This window comes from Pseudomonas sp. B21-035, from assembly GCF_024748945.1.
Lineage (GTDB): Bacteria > Pseudomonadota > Gammaproteobacteria > Pseudomonadales > Pseudomonadaceae > Aquipseudomonas.
Genome location: NZ_CP087179.1, coordinates 1,142,890 through 1,161,474, shown reverse-complemented (window position 1 = coordinate 1,161,474; position 18,585 = coordinate 1,142,890). Strand labels below are relative to the sequence as shown.

12 protein-coding genes are annotated in these 18,585 nt (G+C 62.4%); 7 read left to right on the top strand and 5 right to left on the bottom strand.

Features of this window, described 5'->3' with window-relative positions; translation table 11 throughout:
- Positions 1-124 precede the first annotated feature (124 nt).
- A complete protein-coding gene (locus LOY22_RS05245) occupies positions 125-2,740 on the bottom strand; it encodes a membrane-targeted effector domain-containing toxin (protein WP_258596675.1) in 2,616 nt (871 codons plus the stop codon).
- Positions 2,741-2,950: 210 nt separating this feature from the next.
- Here LOY22_RS05245 and LOY22_RS05240 point away from each other — a divergent pair, with 210 nt between their 5' ends.
- A complete protein-coding gene (locus LOY22_RS05240) occupies positions 2,951-5,878 on the top strand; it encodes a membrane-targeted effector domain-containing toxin (RefSeq protein WP_258596673.1) in 2,928 nt (975 codons plus the stop codon).
- A 65-nt stretch (positions 5,879-5,943) separates the two neighbouring features.
- On the opposite strand, the gene guaA is transcribed toward LOY22_RS05240, so the two are convergent.
- The 4 genes from guaA to LOY22_RS05220 all read right to left on the bottom strand — a co-directional run bounded on the left by guaA (position 5,944) and on the right by LOY22_RS05220 (position 10,561).
- Positions 5,944-7,521 (bottom strand): glutamine-hydrolyzing GMP synthase, encoded by a 1,578-nt coding sequence (guaA, locus tag LOY22_RS05235; protein WP_045196475.1) that lies wholly within the window; start codon positions 7,519-7,521, stop codon positions 5,944-5,946.
- 126 nt (positions 7,522-7,647) lie between these two features.
- Positions 7,648-9,117, bottom strand: a complete 1,470-nt coding sequence (gene guaB, locus LOY22_RS05230) for an IMP dehydrogenase (protein WP_045196472.1) — start codon at positions 9,115-9,117, stop codon at positions 7,648-7,650.
- 85 nt (positions 9,118-9,202) lie between these two features.
- Entirely contained in the window at positions 9,203-9,760 is a 558-nt protein-coding gene (locus LOY22_RS05225; protein ID WP_045196470.1) for a sugar ABC transporter ATPase, read from the bottom strand.
- A gap of 18 nt (positions 9,761-9,778) precedes the next feature.
- Positions 9,779-10,561 carry a sulfite exporter TauE/SafE family protein gene (locus tag LOY22_RS05220; protein ID WP_408980935.1) on the bottom strand — a complete coding sequence of 261 codons (783 nt, stop codon included), beginning with the start codon at positions 10,559-10,561 and terminating at the stop codon, positions 9,779-9,781.
- A gap of 101 nt (positions 10,562-10,662) precedes the next feature.
- Between LOY22_RS05220 and LOY22_RS05215 the strand changes: the two genes are divergently transcribed.
- From LOY22_RS05215 to LOY22_RS05190, 6 genes are all read left to right on the top strand, one after another.
- Complete coding sequence (locus LOY22_RS05215; protein ID WP_258596670.1) at positions 10,663-11,547, top strand: LysR family transcriptional regulator; 885 nt, start codon at positions 10,663-10,665, stop codon at positions 11,545-11,547.
- Between the two features lie 105 nt (positions 11,548-11,652).
- On the top strand, positions 11,653-13,032 hold the full coding sequence (xseA, locus tag LOY22_RS05210) for an exodeoxyribonuclease VII large subunit (RefSeq protein ID WP_258596668.1): 1,380 nt from the start codon (positions 11,653-11,655) through the stop codon (positions 13,030-13,032).
- Between the two features lie 3 nt (positions 13,033-13,035).
- The gene (locus LOY22_RS05205; protein ID WP_093387011.1) at positions 13,036-13,860 is read left to right on the top strand and encodes a M23 family metallopeptidase; all 825 of its coding nucleotides are present in this window, start codon (positions 13,036-13,038) and stop codon (positions 13,858-13,860) included.
- Between the two features lie 311 nt (positions 13,861-14,171).
- Positions 14,172-15,845: a 2-isopropylmalate synthase gene (leuA, locus tag LOY22_RS05200; protein ID WP_045196464.1), complete on the top strand. Its 1,674-nt coding sequence runs from the start codon at positions 14,172-14,174 to the stop codon at positions 15,843-15,845.
- Between the two features lie 158 nt (positions 15,846-16,003).
- Positions 16,004-17,143 carry a hypothetical protein gene (locus LOY22_RS05195; protein ID WP_045196463.1) on the top strand — a complete coding sequence of 380 codons (1,140 nt, stop codon included), beginning with the start codon at positions 16,004-16,006 and terminating at the stop codon, positions 17,141-17,143.
- Complete coding sequence (locus tag LOY22_RS05190) at positions 17,143-18,582, top strand: DUF6384 family protein (protein WP_258596666.1); 1,440 nt, start codon at positions 17,143-17,145, stop codon at positions 18,580-18,582. The genes LOY22_RS05195 and LOY22_RS05190 overlap by 1 nt, the downstream gene beginning before the upstream one ends.
- Positions 18,583-18,585: the final 3 nt, after the last annotated feature.

Here is an 18,585-nt window from a genome sequence, read left to right as displayed (position 1 = left end):
GGTACCTCACATCGCAGGAACAACATGCCGGCACCTGGCGGCAAAGTGCCAAGGTACCGGCGATGAAGGGCGAATACGATACACCTGCAATTGAGAAATATTAAGTGAAGAGTTGCCGCAGGGCCTAGGTTCCCGGCCTTATAACCCCTGGCGGCGCAGTGATGGCGTCGCGAAAGGCAACGGGCTGATCCTGGGTCTGCAGTGCCAGGCGCAAATCGCCCTGGACGATACCGTCGGGCCTGCCCATGCTCGGCAGATAGTACTCTCCCGTATCCAGGGTAATGCCGCTGGCCTGCCCCGGCCCGGCATCGACCAGGCGCAAGCCCGGCACCCCTTGCAGCTCGGCCAGGCCTGGCACGCGTTTGTACAGGTTGCTATGGGTGTTGCCGACCAGCGCGATCCATTTGCCGGCGTCAGCCTCGCCTTGCGTGGCGCCAATAACCCGGTTGGCATAGTAGTTCATGACTTTCTGGCGCAGCGGATTGCCCGGCTGCTCCAGGTCGAGGCCTTCCAGGTGATAACTGGCGACGCAGTCCAAGGCCTGTACCCTGATTCGGTTGGCCCGGGCTTTGCGCACCAGTTCCAGGAAGTTATAGCGGCCGGCGCTGTCGGTGCGATGGCCAAGATCCAGACGGTCCAGGTAGCGCCGCAATTGCGTAGTCATGCGCCCGCTGCGATGGAACAGGTCGAGGTCCGCCTGGTGCAGGTCGGTCATCAGGTGCTCAAGATAGAGCGTGCGCACGCCCTTGGCATACAGGGGAGTGAGGTTTTCCAGCAGCCAGCGTTTGCTGGCGATCGAAGCGTGGGATTCGCCAATGACCACGCCGGCATGCTCGTCGAATAGCTCGATGAATGCCCGCTGCGGGCTGATAGAGGCCGCTGGCGGGTGAATCTTGAAGCTGGGCAGGGTCAGCCGGGTGAAAAACCGCTCGGCATCCGTGCGCAATTGCTGCCGGATCTGCTGCAGGCTGTCACGCACCTCCATCAGTGGCGACGCGGGGTCGTAGTAATCACCGCCGATCGCCCGCCGATTGTTTGCACTGATGAGCTCCCGCACAGCGGGCCGGGACGGTTCCGGGACTTCATAGCTGCCAGGCGCAGCGTCGAAGGGCGAGTAATCTACCGGCACCGCCGGCGCCTCGGGCGTCAGCCCCCCCAGGCACTGGCCACCTGCGCGCAGGCAGGCAGCCTCGAGCACGCCCCACTGCCCCTGCTCGTCCAGACGCACGGGCACTACCCCATTGAACGCAAAGGGATTGTCATCAGGAACAATCAGCCAGGTACGCAAGGCCTGGTCATATCGAACCCGATAGGGCACGCCCTCAAGCTCGATGTACTGGGCGCCATCAGCCAGGGTACTGACACCTCGTTTGATGCCGCTGAAAGCCTCGGGTACGTCAATGATCTGGTTGCTTTCAAGCTGGCCCAGCGCTTGCGCCGCGCCACGCCCCAGCGGTAGCAGGAATGGCAGGTTGAGCAAGACCTCGACACCGGCAAGAATCGCCCCAAGCACACCCGCCCGCCGCTCCACGGGATTGTCGCCATCGACCGCCTGCTCGACGTTCAAGGCAAGACTGGCAGTGCCCGTTGCCACCGCCAGCAATGCCAACGGCCAACCCGCCGGCGCTACGGCGCCCAGCAGGCGCGAGGCCACGCCCAGGTAACCCACCCACAATTGCGCACGCAGTTCGGCATTGGTACGCAGGGCCGCATCGGTTTCAAGTTCCATGTGCTGCCGGGCGTTGTCGCGCATCCAGGTGAAGACCTCGCCGTTGATCGGCGCACGCTTTACCTGAGCGGCAAAAGCCTCGACCGAGCCTTGCGCCCAAGAGGCGAGTTGCTCACGCAACCTCTGCACCTGCTGCGCATCACTGGCGAAATAAGCCAACAATTGCTCGCGGCTGACGGCCACCTGCAGCCAGCCAAACAGCCATTCGGCCAGCTCCTGCTGGCTACTGAAAGCCTGGAACGACGGCACCGCACCGGGCATATAGAGCACATGCTGCGCCCCCGGCCCCTGCAACCACACCAGCGCCGACGACGCCTGCCCGGCCAGGCTCAAGGTCGCAAGCTGAATGCCGGCAGCAGGTTGCTGTACTTGTTCAAAATGCTGCAGATGGGCAGCAACGCTGCTGTCAAAGCCGACAGCGTCGAACACCAGTTGCAACTGCTGCTCGTTCAGTTGCCCACCGAGGCCAGCCTGCAGTGCCTGCGCGAGGTAAGTGAGCTTGCTGAGCGCGCGCACATCAGCACCGTGCTCGACCCAGAACGCCGTTCGCTGGCGCTGGAACCTGGCGCCAAAGTCCATCTCCCACAAGGCGTTGAGGACCTTTTGCGGGTCCAGCCGCACTTCATTACTTTCATCGAAGCGCCTCGCCTCTGCCCCCTCGGTGTAGAAACCGCCGTACAACAGCAGCAGGTCGGCATTGTCCTGGTCACTGACGCGAAAGCGGCGCATGACCAGTTCGGTCAAGGTCAAGGACTGATCAGGTGTTCCATAGTGCTCCCAGCCTGTAAAGCTGCGGCTGTTGCTGGCAGCGTGAGAGAAACGGTTCCAGTAGATCCTGTCCGGATCAGCGTGCAGGTTGGCTTGTGTGGCCAGCAGCTGCGCCGCTGCGTCGCCGGCGCTGGCATGCAGGTCCGGGAAGGCATTGACCACCGTTTCGGCAAGCTGGCGCAGCGACGCACGAACCGCCGCCAATTGCAGGGTGGACTGATCATCAGGTTGCGAATGTTCCATGACATGAGTTCCGTTGTACAAGAAACCCTCAGCCTGGGTCGTGCGTCGATGCCAGCGGTACTACATAAGTATTCCCGGCGGCCATCAGCTAGACAGGGAAACGGCTCGATGTAACGTCAGAAAAATCCATTTCGTTGTAACAACAAATACCTATGGCAGCAGGTATGACGCAGGCTTTCTCAATGGGCATTCATCTGCAAGGAGATGCTCATGCCCTATCAATTAAATGTCCATTCCGATTCGCTGGCCTCCAGCCAAGGCCAGAAGCAAGCGCTCGACACCATCGCCTCCACGCTGGTGACTCAATGCCCCGACATGTGGGAAATGGCCCGTGAAGTTGCCCGCAACTTGCTGCTCAAGCACACCGGACAGACTCCAGAGCCAGACACCATTTACTGGCACCGCTTCGCTGGCGCGGTAAGCAGTACACGAAGCTTCACCGGCTGGGAGCATTACGGCCCACCGCTTGAATCGATGACCTTGCCACAGTTGGTCATGCGCCGTTTCAACAGTCACGACCAGGACAACAGCGATCTGCTGCAACAGAACGGTGGCTTTTACCGAGCCGGGCCACACAGCCCGGTTTTCAACGAAACCAATGAAATTCGCATGCTGGGCCAGGATGTGCTCAATGAGTTCTGGCAGATCGACTTCAGCACGCTGTTCAACCACCGGCTCGATGCCTTCTGGCAAGCCCATGCCGATGATTTTCGCCTGATGGCCAAGGTCAACTTCCTCGCCAAGGCGTATGAGGACTATCAAAGCGGCGTGCTGTACCCGCATCACTGCCAGGCGATCTTCAAGGCAGTGGCAGGCGACTTGCGTGCCCCGATCACCCGCAAGCAACTGGCAGATCAGGTGCAGGCGGCGCAGGGCTGGAGTGTTCGGACCTTCGACATAGGCGGCTACCTGGCCAGCGACATCGTGCGCATTGTCTCCCCTGAAGGTCATCAGTTTGTCTATATGCCCGGAGAAACAACCGCCCTGCACAGCTTCGAAACCAACAACGACCTGCACATCTGGGTGCTGCAACAGGCCTGTACCGACCTGGCCAGCCGGGCGCGCTTCGAATCGCACTTCCCGTTGTCGGTCCACCCGCCACGGGGCTCGGGCGTCGGCCTGAACAGCCTTATCGAGCTACTGGTATCCAGTTACGGTCATGCTGACCATTCGTTGATCAATCAGCTCGACCGGCCAATCGCCGGAGATCTGTTCAGCTACCTGCGCGACCAGGCCCGCGAACGCATGTATGCCGACGCCGACACGGCGCTGCGCTCGAACAGCGAACTGCGCAAACAGATGTGGATCGGTTACCTCAATGCCTTTACCAACACCTTTGGTGTCATCGGTGCAGTGTGTTGGCCAGTGGCTTTGGCAGTGGTCGGTGCGGACCTGGCCAGCCTGGGACTGAACATCGACCAGGCGGTGAACGGCGACACCACCGCAGAACGCAAGGCCGGTGTCACTGGCGCCATCGTCAGCGCAGTCAGTGCCGCCTTCGACGCCACCCTGGTATTTGGCGTCGGCGCAGCCGCCGAAGTCGCTGAAGTAGTTGATCCACTTGAAGCCGAACGCAGCGCCAGCGGCATACGCACACCTCGACCGCCCTTCGCCAGTGAAGCCCGTCCCCTGCCGGAGATAATCGATCTGCCCCTGGAGCAGCCGATTGCCAACGTGATTGTCGATGGGCAACGCCCACAACTGGAAGGCAACCTGCGCGGCACCTATCTGCTCGATGGCCAGACCTACATCACCCTCAACGGTGATCCTTATGCGGTGCGCTACGTTGGCGAAATGAAAACCTGGGTGATCATCGATGAACAGAACCCGTACGCGTTCTACCGCAGCCAGCCCGTGAGGCTCAACGCCAATGGCCAGTGGGAACTGCTGCCCAAGCCCGGCCTGCAAGGGGGTGGCAAGTTCTGGAGCAAACATCCCTGGGGGTCCAGCGCGGCAGCGCAAACACCCGTCGTACTTTCCCTATCGCCCTATGAAGTACCGGTCGAGTTACGCGCGAAGCTGGAGAGCGCCGCCAACAACCCGGGCGATCAGTTACTCAAAGGCTATATCGTCATGAACGATCCCGAACTCAACGCTGCCGCCGAATCATTCACCCGGATACGCACGCAATTAGCGGAGGAAAGCCGCTCGTATTTTCGTACAGTGCAAGTGCAGCCCCGGGTAGAGATCCCCACGCTGGCGGCCAGCGCCACACCCAAATCGATTTTCCAGGAGGTGTTTCAGCGCGCCGAGGGACTGGTGATTGGCGAGCGTCACAGCTCGATTGCCAGCAAGAAGTTCCTGATCGAGAACATGGAGGTGCTAGCCAAGCAGAAAGTCCGCACGCTGTACATGGAACATCTGCTGAGCGACTTCCATCAGGCCGACCTGGACATTTTCATGCGCACCGGGAAGATGCCTCAGGGCCTGAGGAAATACCTCAAGAGCCTTGATGCCGGGTTCAAGACCGACCCGTCAGGCCAGTTCACCTTTCTCAACCTGGTCAAGGCCGCGCAGCGCAACCACCTGCGCATCCAGGCCATCGACTGCATGGCCAGCTACCGTCAGGCGGGCCTGGCAGACCCGGAGGGCACCCTGCGCATCGAAATGATGAATCGCTATGCCACTTCAATCATCAGTGCTGTAGAACAGCAAAGCCCAGGGCGCTGGATTGCACTGGTAGGAGAGTCCCACGCCAATACCTTCGAACAGGTGCCAGGGCTCAGCGAGTTGAACCAGGCAATTGGCATCCGGGTAGTCGACGCCGAGCCAGGGGCCACCGTTGGCCTGTTTGTCGATGAAGGCCGGTTTGGCGAGCTGTCTAAAGGCCAAGCGCCACGCTTCGTCAAGAATGACCTGGTCTTGCGCATTGTAACCCCGGGGTCATGGGCCGCCGATCTGACAACCCTGCACGAAACCCGCCTGCCGCGGGTCGGCATGTTCTTGATTGAGCAGCAGGGTGATCAGACTCTACTGTTTCATCGCAGCAACGACCGCTCAATCGTGCGCACCGTCATCCACATCACCGAGGACCAGGTCTCAATCGACCGGCCCTGGCCCCGCGTCCACAACCATCGCTTCAAAGACCTGCGCGAACTGGTCTCGGCGCTCAAACTCACGGGCCTGACTCAAGCCTGAAAAAACAAACGCCCCGACAAGTCGGGGCGTTTGCTTCAAGCGCTACAGCGGTTCACGCAGCGGGATCATTCCCACTCGATGGTCGCTGGCGGCTTGCTCGACACGTCGTAGGTGACGCGGGAGATGCCTTCGATCTCGTTGATGATCCGGCCGCTGACGGTTTCCAGCAGCTCGTAAGGCAGGTGTGCCCAACGCGCGGTCATGAAGTCGATGGTCTCGACCGCACGCAGGGCCACGACCCAGGCGTAACGGCGGCCGTCACCAACCACACCGACCGATTTCACCGGCTGGAACACCACGAAGGCCTGGCTGACCTTGTGGTACCAGTCGGCCTTGCGCAGTTCTTCAATGAAGATGTGGTCGGCGCGACGCAGCAGGTCGGCGTATTCCTTCTTCACTTCACCGAGGATGCGCACGCCCAGGCCCGGACCCGGGAACGGGTGACGGTAGACCATGTCGTACGGCAGGCCCAGCTCCAGGCCAAGGCGACGAACCTCGTCCTTGAACAGCTCGCGCAGCGGCTCGACCAGCTTGAGGTTCATCTCTTCCGGCAGGCCACCGACGTTGTGGTGCGACTTGATCACGTGGGCCTTGCCGCTCTTGGCGCCAGCCGACTCGATCACGTCCGGGTAGATGGTGCCCTGGGCCAGGTACTTGATGTTGTGCAGCTTGCTCGACTCGGCATCGAACACGTCGATGAAGGTGCGGCCGATGATCTTGCGCTTCTTCTCGGGGTCGGCTTCGCCGGCCAGATTGCCGAGGAACTGCTCTTCGGCGTTGGCGCGGATTACCTTGACGCCCATGTTCTCGGCGAACATGGCCATCACTTGCTCGCCTTCGTGCAGGCGCAGCAGGCCGTTGTCGACGAATACGCAGGTCAGCTGGTCGCCGATGGCCTTGTGCAGCAGCGCTGCAACCACAGAGGAGTCAACGCCGCCGGACAGGCCGAGCAGGACGTTGTCGCTGCCGACCTGGGCGCGGATCTGGGCAATGGCGTCTTCAGCAATGTGCGACGGGGTCCACAGCGCTTCGCAACCGCAGATGTCGAGGATGAAGCGCGAGAGAATGCGACCACCCTGCTTGGTGTGGGTCACTTCCGGGTGGAACTGCACGCCGTAGTAGCCCCGGGTGTCGTCGGCCATGCCGGCGATCGGGCAACTCGGGGTGCTGGCCAGGATGTGGAATTCTTCCGGGATGCGGGTGACCTTGTCACCGTGGCTCATCCACACATCCAGACCGAATACGCCATCGGCGTCAACGTGGTCTTCGATGCCGTCGAGCAGGCGGCTCTTGCCGACTACGTCGACGCGGGCATAACCGAACTCACGCAGCTCGGAACCTTCAACCTTGCCGCCCAGCTGTTCGGCCATGGTCTGCATGCCGTAGCAGATACCGAATACCGGTACGCCCAGGTCCCAGACCGCCTGTGGCGCGCGTGGGCTGTTGGCTTCGTGCACGGACTCGGGGCCGCCGGCGAGGATGATGCCGCGCGGGGCGAATTCGCGAATCGCTTCATCGTCCATGTCGAACGGGTGCAGTTCGCAGTACACGCCGATTTCGCGCACGCGGCGAGCGATCAGCTGGGTGTACTGGGAACCGAAGTCGAGGATCAGGATGCGGTGAGCGTGAATGTCGAGGGCCATGACTCAATCTCTGATGCAGCTGCAAGCTTCACGCTGCAAGCCGCAAGTTGTTCGGGAATTACGCGGTAGCCGCTGCAGAGCAACTACCGCTTGGAGCTAGAAGCTTGTCACTTGCCGCTGGAGGCGTTAGCCGACCCGATAGTTTGGCGCTTCTTTGGTGATCTGTACGTCATGCACGTGGGACTCGGCCATGCCGGCACCGGTGATGCGCACGAATTCGGGCTTGGTGCGCATTTCTTCGATGTTGGCGCTGCCGGTGTAACCCATCGAGGAACGCAGGCCGCCCATCAGCTGGTGGATGATCGCGGTCAGGGTGCCCTTGTAGGGCACACGGCCTTCGATACCTTCCGGAACCAGCTTCTCGGCACCGGCCGAAGAGTCCTGGAAGTAACGGTCGGAAGAACCCTGGGCCTGGGACATGGCGCCCAGCGAGCCCATGCCGCGGTAAGCCTTGTAGGAACGGCCCTGGAACAGCTCGATCTCGCCCGGAGCCTCTTCGGTACCGGCGAACATCGAACCCATCATCACTGCCGAGGCACCGGCTACGATGGCCTTGGACAGGTCACCGGAGAAGCGGATACCGCCATCGGCGATCAGCGGGATGCCAGTGCCTTCGAGGGCCGCGGCAACATTGGCGATGGCGCTGATCTGCGGCACGCCGACACCGGCGACGATACGGGTGGTGCAGATCGAGCCCGGGCCGATACCGACCTTGACTGCGTCAGCGCCGGCTTCGGCCAGGGCCTTGGCCGCAGCGCCGGTGGCGATGTTGCCGCCGATGACCTGAACCTGCGGGAAGTTCTCTTTTACCCAGCGAACGCGATCGATCACGCCCTTGGAGTGACCGTGAGCGGTGTCGACCACCACCACGTCAACGCCGGCGGCAACCAGTGCGGAAACGCGATCACCGGTGTCTTTACCGGTACCGACCGCAGCACCAACACGCAGACGACCCTGGTCGTCCTTGCTGGCCAGCGGGTAGGCCTTGGCTTTTTCGATGTCGTTGACGGTCATCATGCCTTTGAGGGCGAACTTGTCGTCGACGATCAGTACGCGCTCGATGCGGTGCTTGTGCAGCAGCTCGCGGGCTTCGTTCTTGTCGGCGCCTTCCTTGACCGTGACCAGGCGCTCTTTAGGCGTCATCACTTCACGGACGGTGGCGTCCAGGCGGTTTTCGAAGCGCACGTCGCGGGAGGTGACGATGCCGACCAGGTCGCCATTGTGCAGCACCGGAACGCCGGAGATGTTGTTCAGCCGGGTCAGTTCGAACAGGTCACGGACCGTGGCGTCAGCCTCGATGGTGATCGGGTCCTTGACCACGCCAGCCTCGAACTTCTTGACCTTGCGCACTTCGGCAGCCTGCTGCTCGATGGTCATGTTCTTGTGGATGATGCCGATGCCGCCTTCCTGGGCCATGGCAATGGCCAGGCGGGCTTCGGTCACGGTATCCATGGCGGCGGAAACCAACGGAATATTCAGCTCGATGCCACGGGTCAAACGGGTCTTGAGACTGACTTCATTGGGTAGCACCTCTGAATAACCAGGCACTAGGAGAATGTCGTCGAAGGTCAGGGCTTCTTGGCTGATACGCAGCATCGCGGGGGCTCCCGGGCGGGAAAAATGGAAGCGCGCCATTATACTCATCCAGTGCCCTTCGCTCAATGCAAAGATGGGCCTTCGGTCAGTTACCTTCGCGGCTTACCTGCACCACGGCCACCGGCTGGTCCAGCCAATCGGCGAAGTTATCCAGAAAACCCTGCCTGAACCCCGCCGCAGTCCAGTTATTGAAGATGAAACCGAGGTTGGAAAACGCACAGGGTTGCAGGAACAGAAAGCCGTTGATGTCGTCTTCATGGCCGCACAGCGGGCAAACGAAGTTTTCCGTGCGCCCGGGCATCCAGTCTTCCAGGCTCTCGAACAGCGCCACGCCGACTTCCTTGCGGCACTCGGCGCAGCCGGCTTCTTCGAGAAAGCCATCGGTGGGGGTATAGATGCAGCGTTTGGTGATCACCTCGAGGCCGTTGACCGGCTGGCCGAACGGCAGCAGTTCGGGCCGCTCGACGACTTTGCGTGCGCCCTCGGCGATGGCGTAGGCCATACGGCTACCGGTGCTGCCGCAGGTGCTCAGTTGCTCCTCAATGACTTTCTCGCGCACCAGCCAGCGCAGGATCGCCCGGGCGCGGGCCTCATGGACGGGGACGGTGGAAATCTTCGGGACAATAATGCTCTGGTTTGTCATCACAGCGGCCAAACAGGTTCAAAGATGCCAGTTTACCTCACTCAGGTAGCGGCCGATCAGGGCAATGCCGCTGGCCAGCACCAGCCAGGTGACCAGGCGCACGAAGGTCTCACGCGACATGTTCAGGGTCAGGCGCCGGCCCAGGTACACACCGCCCAGCATCATCGGCGCCAGGCACAAGGCCAGCAGCAACAGCGGCAGGTCGGCATATACGCCAGCGATCAGGAACAGGCTCAGACGCACCACAGTGCTGCAACTGATCAGCGCGCTCTGGGTGGCCCGCGCCTGCTCCTTGGAGGGCAACCGGGCGTTGAGGTAGAGCGCATAGAGAAAGCCGCCGCTGCCGAACAAGGCACCGAACAGGCCGCCCGCCGTCCCCATCGGCACCGACCAGGCCGCCGACAGCTGCGCCGGCCTGACCTTCACCGCCAAGCTGTAGAGGGCATAAGCGCTGATAAACAGCCCCATCAATAACAGCAACACGTCGGACTTGAGGTTGAGCAGAAACACCACGCCAAAGGTGCAGCCCAGCGCCATGCATGGCAGCAGGCGCATCAGCTCCGGGCGCGCCACGTCTTTGCGCGCCGGCAACCAGTTGCCGAAGGCGGCGACGAAATCCAGCAGCACCAGCAATGGAATGATCCGCGACAGCGGCATGAAGTTGATCAGCACCGGGCCGGCCACCAGCGCGGTACCGAAGCCGGCGATGCCGAAGACGACATAGGCGGCGCCAATACCCAACAGGATCGGCAACCAGTCGAGCGGGGTAAACGGTAATTGGGCAAACAGGGTGGAAAGCATGACGGTCTTCACCAGTGGAGGTGTAGAAACTTTAGCCAGCTGCAAGCCATGCCGACTAATATGCAATTACCTTACAAGCCATCTTGAAACGGCATAGCAGCATGATCTCTACCCGTCAGTTGCGTTACTTCGTCGAAATTGCCGAGAGCGGCAGCTTCAGTGCTGCGGCCGAGCGGCTGTTCATCGCCCAGTCGGCGCTGAGCCGGCAAGTGAAGGAGCTGGAGTCGCAACTCGAGACCCTGCTGTTCGAGCGCACCGCCCGCCAGCCGCGCCTCACCGCTGCGGGCCAGGCCTTTTTGCCGCGGGCGCGGACCTTGCTGGTGGACCTGGAAAAAGCCCAGCGCCTGGCCCGTGAGGTCGGCCAGGGCGTACGCGGCAGCCTGCGCCTGAATCACTCGAGCACCGTGCCGCTGAGCGGGCAGTTGCTGGCACGGCTCAGTGGCTATCTGCATGACAACCCCGGGGTGTCCATGGAAATCGCCCAGCAGTCCTCCGAGGCGCAGCTTGAGGAACTGGCCGAAGGTCGCCTGGAAGTGGGCCTGCTGCGCCTGCCGGTGCTGCGTCAGCACGAGGACGTATGTGTGCAGGCGCTGTTCGAGGAACCCTTGCTACTGGCAGTGGCTCAGGATCATCGGCTGGCCGGGGAAAGCAGCGTGCACCTGGCGCAGTTGCATGAAGAAGCCTTTATCTCCATCCCTCACCGTCAGCGTGGCGGCTTGAGCTACCTGTCTGCTCAGCTGTGTTCGCGTGAAGGCTTCTTCCCCCGGGCTGCGCGGGTGGTGTCGCGCAAAACCACACAACTGCAGCTGATCCAGGCCGGGTTCGGGGTGGCGTTGCTACCGCGCTGCATGCAGGACCTTGCGCCGGCGACGGTGAAGTTCGTGACACTGGCCGATGAAGACTGCAACAGCACCGTGGCGCTGGCGTATCGGCGCGATGCCGGAGCGCTGGTGCAAGGATTCTTGAACTGCATGCAGGACCGGTAGGAGCGGGCTTGCCCCGCGATCAGGTATGGTCAGCCAGATCGCATCGCGGGGCAAGCCCGCTCCTACATGCCGACACCTGTGCAACATTCCTTTATGATGCAGCCCATGATCAAAGACCCCTTCGAAAGACTCGGCCTGGACCGCGAAGTCCTGACCGTCAGCCAACTCAACGGCCGCGCCCGGGTGCTGCTGGAAGACGTGTTCCGCAATGTCTGGGTCGAAGGCGAGATCTCCAACCTCGCCCGCCCGGCCTCCGGTCATGTCTACTTCACCCTCAAGGACAGCGGTGCCCAGGTGCGCTGCGCATTGTTCCGCCAGAACGCCGCGCGGGTGCGCCAGGCCCTGCGCGATGGTCTGGCGGTCAAGGTGCGCGGCAAGGTCTCGCTGTTCGAAGGCCGTGGCGACTATCAACTGATCCTCGATACTGTCGAGCCGGCCGGTGACGGCGCCCTGCGCCTGGCCTTCGAAGCGCTGAAGGAAAAGCTCGGCGCCGAAGGCCTGTTCAGTGCCGAAAACAAGCGCGCCCTGCCCGCTCATCCGCAGCGCATCGGCATCGTCAGCTCGCCCACCGGCGCGGTGATCCGCGACATCATCAGCGTGTTCCGCCGCCGTGCGCCGCAGGTCGAGCTGACCCTGATCCCCACTGCCGTGCAAGGCCGCGAAGCCATCAACCAGATTGTCCGCGCCCTGCAACTGGCCGACAGTCGCGGCTTCGACGCGCTGATCCTGGCCCGCGGTGGCGGCTCACTGGAAGACCTCTGGTGCTTCAACGAAGAGGCCGTGGCCCGCGCCATCGCCGCCTGCCAGACGCCGATCGTCAGCGCCGTCGGCCATGAAACCGACGTCTCGATCAGTGACTTCGTCGCTGACGTGCGCGCCCCGACGCCGTCTGCCGCCGCCGAACTGCTGGCCCCGGACAGCAGCGACCTGCAACGGCGCATCGACAGCCTCAAGCGCCGCCTGCTGCTACGCATCCAGAGCCGTCTGATGCACGACCGCCTGCGCCTGGACAGCCTGACCCGGCGCCTGCGCCACCCGGGCGAGCGCCTGCGCCAGCAGGCCCAGCGCCTCGACGACCTGGACATGCGCCTGCGCCGCGCCTTCGAGCAGCGCCTGAATCAGCGCCGCGAGCGCCTCGCCCGCCTGGACACGCGCCTGGCCGCGCAACATCCCGGGCGCACCCTGACCCTGCTCAAGCAGCGCCTGGACAGCCTCGCCGAACGCCTGCCGCGCGCCATGCGCGAGACCCTCAAGGACCGTCGCCAGCGTCTGCAGGCGCAGGTCCAGACCCTGCACGTGGTCAGCCCGCTGGCGACCCTGGGCCGTGGCTACAGTATCTTGCTCGACGAGCGCGGCCAGGCCATCCGCAACGCCGCCCAGACCCACAACGGCCAGCGCCTGACCGCCCGCCTGGGCGAGGGCGAGTTGCAGGTGCGGGTCGAAGACAACCACCTGACCCCGGTCACGCTCTCTTTACTGGACTGAACCATGCCGCGTCTATTTGCCCCGCTGTTGCTCCTGTGCCTGGTGTTCGCCAGCAGCGCCCAGGCCAGCTACATCACCCGCCAACTGAACAAGCCGGTACCCGGCGGCGTCGCCGTCGTCGACCTGGGCCCGGCCGCCACGCCACCCAGCGCGCGCTTTGATGGCAAGCCAGTGCTGGTGGTCAGGGAACAGGACACCTGGCTGGCCATCGTCGGCCTGCCACTGACGCAAAAGCCCGGCACCGCGCAGCTCACCCAGGGCAGCCGTACCCTTAGCTTCAACGTGGGCAGCAAGAAGTACCCGGAACAGCGCATCACCTTGAAGAACAAGCGCCAGGTCAACCCCGACCCTGCCGACCTCAAGCGCATCGACGCCGAGCTGGCCGAGCAGATCAAGGCCTACCGCAGCTTCAGCCCCACCCTGCCGAGCAACCTGATTCTCGACAAGCCGGTCAACGGCCCGCTGTCGAGCAAGTTCGGCGTGCGCCGCTTCTTCAATGGCGAAGAACGCAACCCGCACGCTGGCCTGGATTTCGCCGTACCCGCCGGCACGCCGATCAAGACCCCGGCCAACGGCAAGGTAATCCTCATCGGCAATTACTTCTTCAACGGCAACACGGTGTTTGTCGACCACGGCCAGGGCTTTATCAGCATGTTCTGCCATATGTCGAAGATCGACGTGAAACCCGGCCAGCAACTGAGCCGCGGCGCCGTGGTTGGCCGCGTCGGCGCGACCGGCCGCGCCACCGGCCCGCATATGCACTGGAACGTCAGCCTCAATGATGCGCGGGTCGATCCGGCGATCTTCATCGGCGCCTTCCAGCCCTGAGGCCTGGCTTGCGCCATTCAAAAAGACCGCGCAACTGGCGCGGTCTTTTTATTTGTAAACCGCCATAAAATCTCGACAAAACTGGTTTTTTAAGCATTTCTCTCAATTTTCTCGCAAGGCTTGCCATCTTTAACCCCACTGGTTAGGGTTGAAGCCATGAAAACCTTTCAGACCCTCATCCTGCTTCGTCAACACCGCAGCCTCTGCCTGGTCAGTGCACGACTACCAAGCTGAATCGCGTCGCCTCGCCTTTTCATCTCGTTTTCGTTCGGCGGGCCCCTTTCAAGGCCGCACATTCAAGGATTGCTTTCATGACCATGCTCAAAGACCCTTCGAAAAAATACAGCGCCTTCGCGACCGTCAACCTGGCGGACCGCACCTGGCCTTCGAAGACCATTACCCAGGCGCCGATCTGGTGCAGCTCGGACCTGCGTGATGGCAACCAGTCGTTGATCGAGCCCATGGATGCGGCAAAGAAACTGCGCTTCTGGAAGACCCTGGTCAGCGTTGGCGTAAAAGAAATCGAAGCCTCGTTCCCGTCCGCTTCGCAAACCGACTTCGACTTCGTTCGCACCCTGATCGAAGATGGCCACATCCCGGACGACACCACCATCCAGGTGCTGACCCAGGCCCGTGAAGACCTGATCGCGCGCACCTTCGAATCGCTGCGCGGGGCGAAAAAGGCCATCGTCCACCTGTACAACGCCACCAGCCCGTCGTTCCGCCGCATCGTCTTCAACCAGGACAAGCAAGGCGTCAAGGACATCGCCGTGAACGCGGCCAAGCTGTTCGTCAAATATGCCGCCCAGCAGCCACAAACCCAGTGGACCTTCCAGTACTCGCCGGAGACCTTCAGCGCCACCGAGCTCGAGTTCGCCAAGGAAGTCTGCGATGCAGTGATCGAGGTGTGGAACCCAACGCCTGAACACAAGATCATCCTCAACCTGCCGGCCACCGTCGAAGTCTCGACGCCGAACATCTATGCCGACCAGATCGAGTGGTTCGGCCGCAACGTCAACCGTCGTGACAGCGTGATCATCAGCCTGCACACCCACAACGACCGTGGTACTGGCGTGGCCGCCACCGAGCTGGGCCTGATGGCCGGCGCCGACCGTGTCGAGGGCTGCCTGTTCGGCAACGGCGAGCGTACCGGCAACGTCGACCTGGTGACCCTGGCATTGAACCTCTACACCCAGGGCATCGACCCCGAGCTGGATTTCTCCGACATCGACGGCGTGCGCAAGGTGGTCGAGGAGTGCAACCAGATTCCGGTGCACCCGCGTCATCCGTATGTCGGCGACCTGGTTCACACCGCATTCTCCGGCTCGCACCAGGACGCCATCCGCAAAGGCTTCACCCAGCAGAAAGACGATGCCAAGTGGGAAGTGCCGTACCTGCCGATCGACCCGGCCGACATCGGCCGCAGCTACGAGGCAGTAATTCGCGTCAACAGCCAGTCGGGCAAAGGCGGTATCACCTACCTGCTCGAACAGGAATACGGCATCAGCCTGCCACGGCGCATGCAGATCGAGTTCAGCCAGGTGGTTCAGGGTGAAACCGACCGCCTGGGCCTGGAGATGACCGCCCAGCAGATCCACTCGCTGTTGCACCGCGAGTACCTGCAGGCCAACGCGCCGTACGCGCTGGTCAGCCATCGCCTGCAGGAAGAGAACGGCCACAGCGCGGTGGAAGTGGAAGTTGCCGGTGAAGGCGAAACCACCCTGCACTGGCGCGGCAAGGGCAACGGCGCCCTTGAAGCCCTGGTGGCCGGCTTGCCGATCGCCGTCGAGATCATGGACTACAACGAGCACGCCATCGGCGCCGGCACCAACGCCAAGGCCGCGGCCTACATCGAACTGCGCGTGGCCGGTGGTCGTCCGGTGCACGGCGTGGGTATCGATGAAAACATCACCACCGCGAGCTTCAAGGCGCTGTTCAGTGCACTGAACCGTTCGCTGAGCCAGCAGGCAGCCAAGGCGGCCTGAGCCCTGAACTGAGCTGCAACCGAGTGCCCGCCTCCCTCCGGAGGCGGGCACTTTCGTTTGCGTGCAATAAAAATCGTCGGTCAGCTTGCCGGCAACCCCCGGTATACTCCCCTCCTCGCTTTACCTTGCGCTGCGCGCACATCATGAAAGGACACTCGATGAGCAACTACCTCGAGCGGGCACTGAGCGGCCTGCGCACCATCGGCATCAACCTCGTTCGTCCGGTCCAGGACGCTCCGGTACTGGTACTGCTCGACCGTGTGGCGCAATACGACAGCAGCAAGGTCACCTCGATCGCCGCCGTGCTGCAGCAAGCCACCGCCTTCAACAGCATGGTCCGCGAGCAGATCGAGGGCATGGACATTTCCACCCGCTTCATGGACATCACCCAGAGTTTTACCTCGATCCGCGAAGACGCCGCCGCCATGGCCGGCTGGATGGACGACGGGCGCCTGGACAGCATGGAAAAACTCAAGCTGGCGTGGATGAATGTACGCCGTGGCTCGATCCCCAGCCGCTTCAACGACATTCGCGACAACTACCTGCAAGTGTGCAAGTCGGCCAACGACCAGATCAGCCGCGAGACGGTGATCCTCGAGTCCTACCTGGATTTTCGCATGGCCATGAAAGCCGCCGAGGTCGAGGCCCAGCAAGTGCTGGCGATTGCCGGCCAGGCCCTGGAGCAGCGCACGGTCGAGCTTAACGAAGCCAACCAGCAAGTCGCCGCAGCCGAGTCGGCCGAGCCTGCCCAGCGCTCCGCCCTTGAGCTGCGCCGCGATGAAGCCGTGCGCGCCCTGCAGGATGAAGACAAGCGCTACCAGATCGTCAAGGACATCGCCGACGACCTCAAGGTCGGCTACAACACCGCCGAGATGGTCTTCGCCCGCATCAACCAGGTGCACGTGATCAAGGAGCGCCAGTACCAACGCATGGTCTCGTTCTTCTCGACCAACGAGGTGGTACTCACCGGCCTTGCGGTCTCGTTCACCGCCAACAGCGGCCTGGCCGAAGCCACTCATACCCTCAATGCCACCACCGATGGCATCAGCAAGGGCCTCGAAGCCCTGGGCACTACCGGCAACCAGCAACTTGAAGCTGCGGTCAAGGCCAGCTACGGCTCGACCATCAAGGTCGATTCGGTTCGCGCCCTGGCCGATGCCACGCTGTCGTTCCAGAACGACATGCACAGCCTGACCGAAACCTACCGGGCCGAGTCGAGCAACGCATCGCGCGACATCGCCGCTGCGGTCGAGGACTCCAAGCGTAAGTTCGCCGCACTGCTCAGCAAGGCGGCCTGATGAGCAGTATTCCACTCTCCGAACAGCTCGGAGCGATGGCGTTCGTCGACGAATTGCGCCACCAGCAGATGCAGGTCCAGGAACACCTGGACCTGCCCAAGCGCCGCGCGGAAGTTGCGGCGCGCATCCGGACCTATTACCAAAGCCACAACATCGCTTTCGATGAGGCCTTGATCGAACAAGGCGTGCGTGACTTCTTCGCCCGCCGCCTGATGTTCGAGGCACCACCGCTGAGCTGGCGGCAAAAGCTGCTGAGCAAGGCGTCGATGGCGCGCAGCCAACTGTTCAAGGTGGTCCTGGCGATCATCGCCGCGGCACTGATCACCCAGTGCACGCGCATTGCCCACGACAGCGGCATTACCGTCGAAATCGAAAACAGCGCCCGCGACCTGCGCCGCCATGATGAAGACGTGCGCGCTGACATCCAGCTCAAGCACGAGCAGCTCAGGCAGTGGCAGCAAAAGGCGCAGGCCCAGCCCGATGCCGCTGTCAGCCGCATCCTCGATCAGGTCCGGCAAACCTTGCCGCCGCTGGACCAGAGTTTTGCCAGCGATGTGCCGCAGTTCGTCAACAAGACCAACCGCGACAATGTCAAAAACCTGGTCACGATGCACGAGGCGCAGATCGAGCAGGCCCGCAAGGCCGTTTCCTCGGCCCGCGCAGCCTTTACCACGGTAGAGGGTATCTACCCGCAGCGCGATAACCTCGCCAGGCTGCTGGCGATGCCAGCCTACCTCGAAGGCCTGAAGCCGTTCCCCACGCTCAAGGCGCTTGCCGAATCGGCTGACCGGCAACTGCTGCAGGTTAACGATGGCGATACGCTCAAAGCGGCCAGCCAGCAAGTGGCCAAACTGGATCTTGAGATCGAGCGCATCGCCTACTGGCTCGAACAGAGCACCCTGCGCGATCAGTTGCAGCAGCGCCTGCAAGCGATGCCGCTGGCCGCCGATGACCGCGCGCAACTGCAAGCGCTGCTGGCACAAGCCAACAATGCCCTGCATGAGCAGAACGTCCCCCAGGCCCGTTATCAGCTCGAGCACCTCAAGCAGATGCTCGACTTTGCCGCCGTGCCATTGACTGTGCAGATCGTCGACCGCACCGGGATCAAGTCCGGGGTCGAACGTTGCTACGACCCCGCCGGCTGCAACCGCGGCGAAGACACCGACAAGGGCAAGAGCTGGTTCCTGGTGGTCGAGGCTACCGACGCAGGTGGCATCAGCGTCGAGGTGCCGGTTACCAGCGCCGAAACCGGCAAGCAGCGCTGGACTCGTTTGTTCGCCGTGCGCGTCAGCCAGGCCGAATACCTCAAGGTCAAAGCGGACAAGCTCGACGATGGCCATGTCGATAACCGCATGATGGGCAGCAAGGCTGCCAACTCGCTGACCCTGCGCTTCAACCAGCGCACCACGGGCAACCCTGACATGATCATGGACTGGTGAACA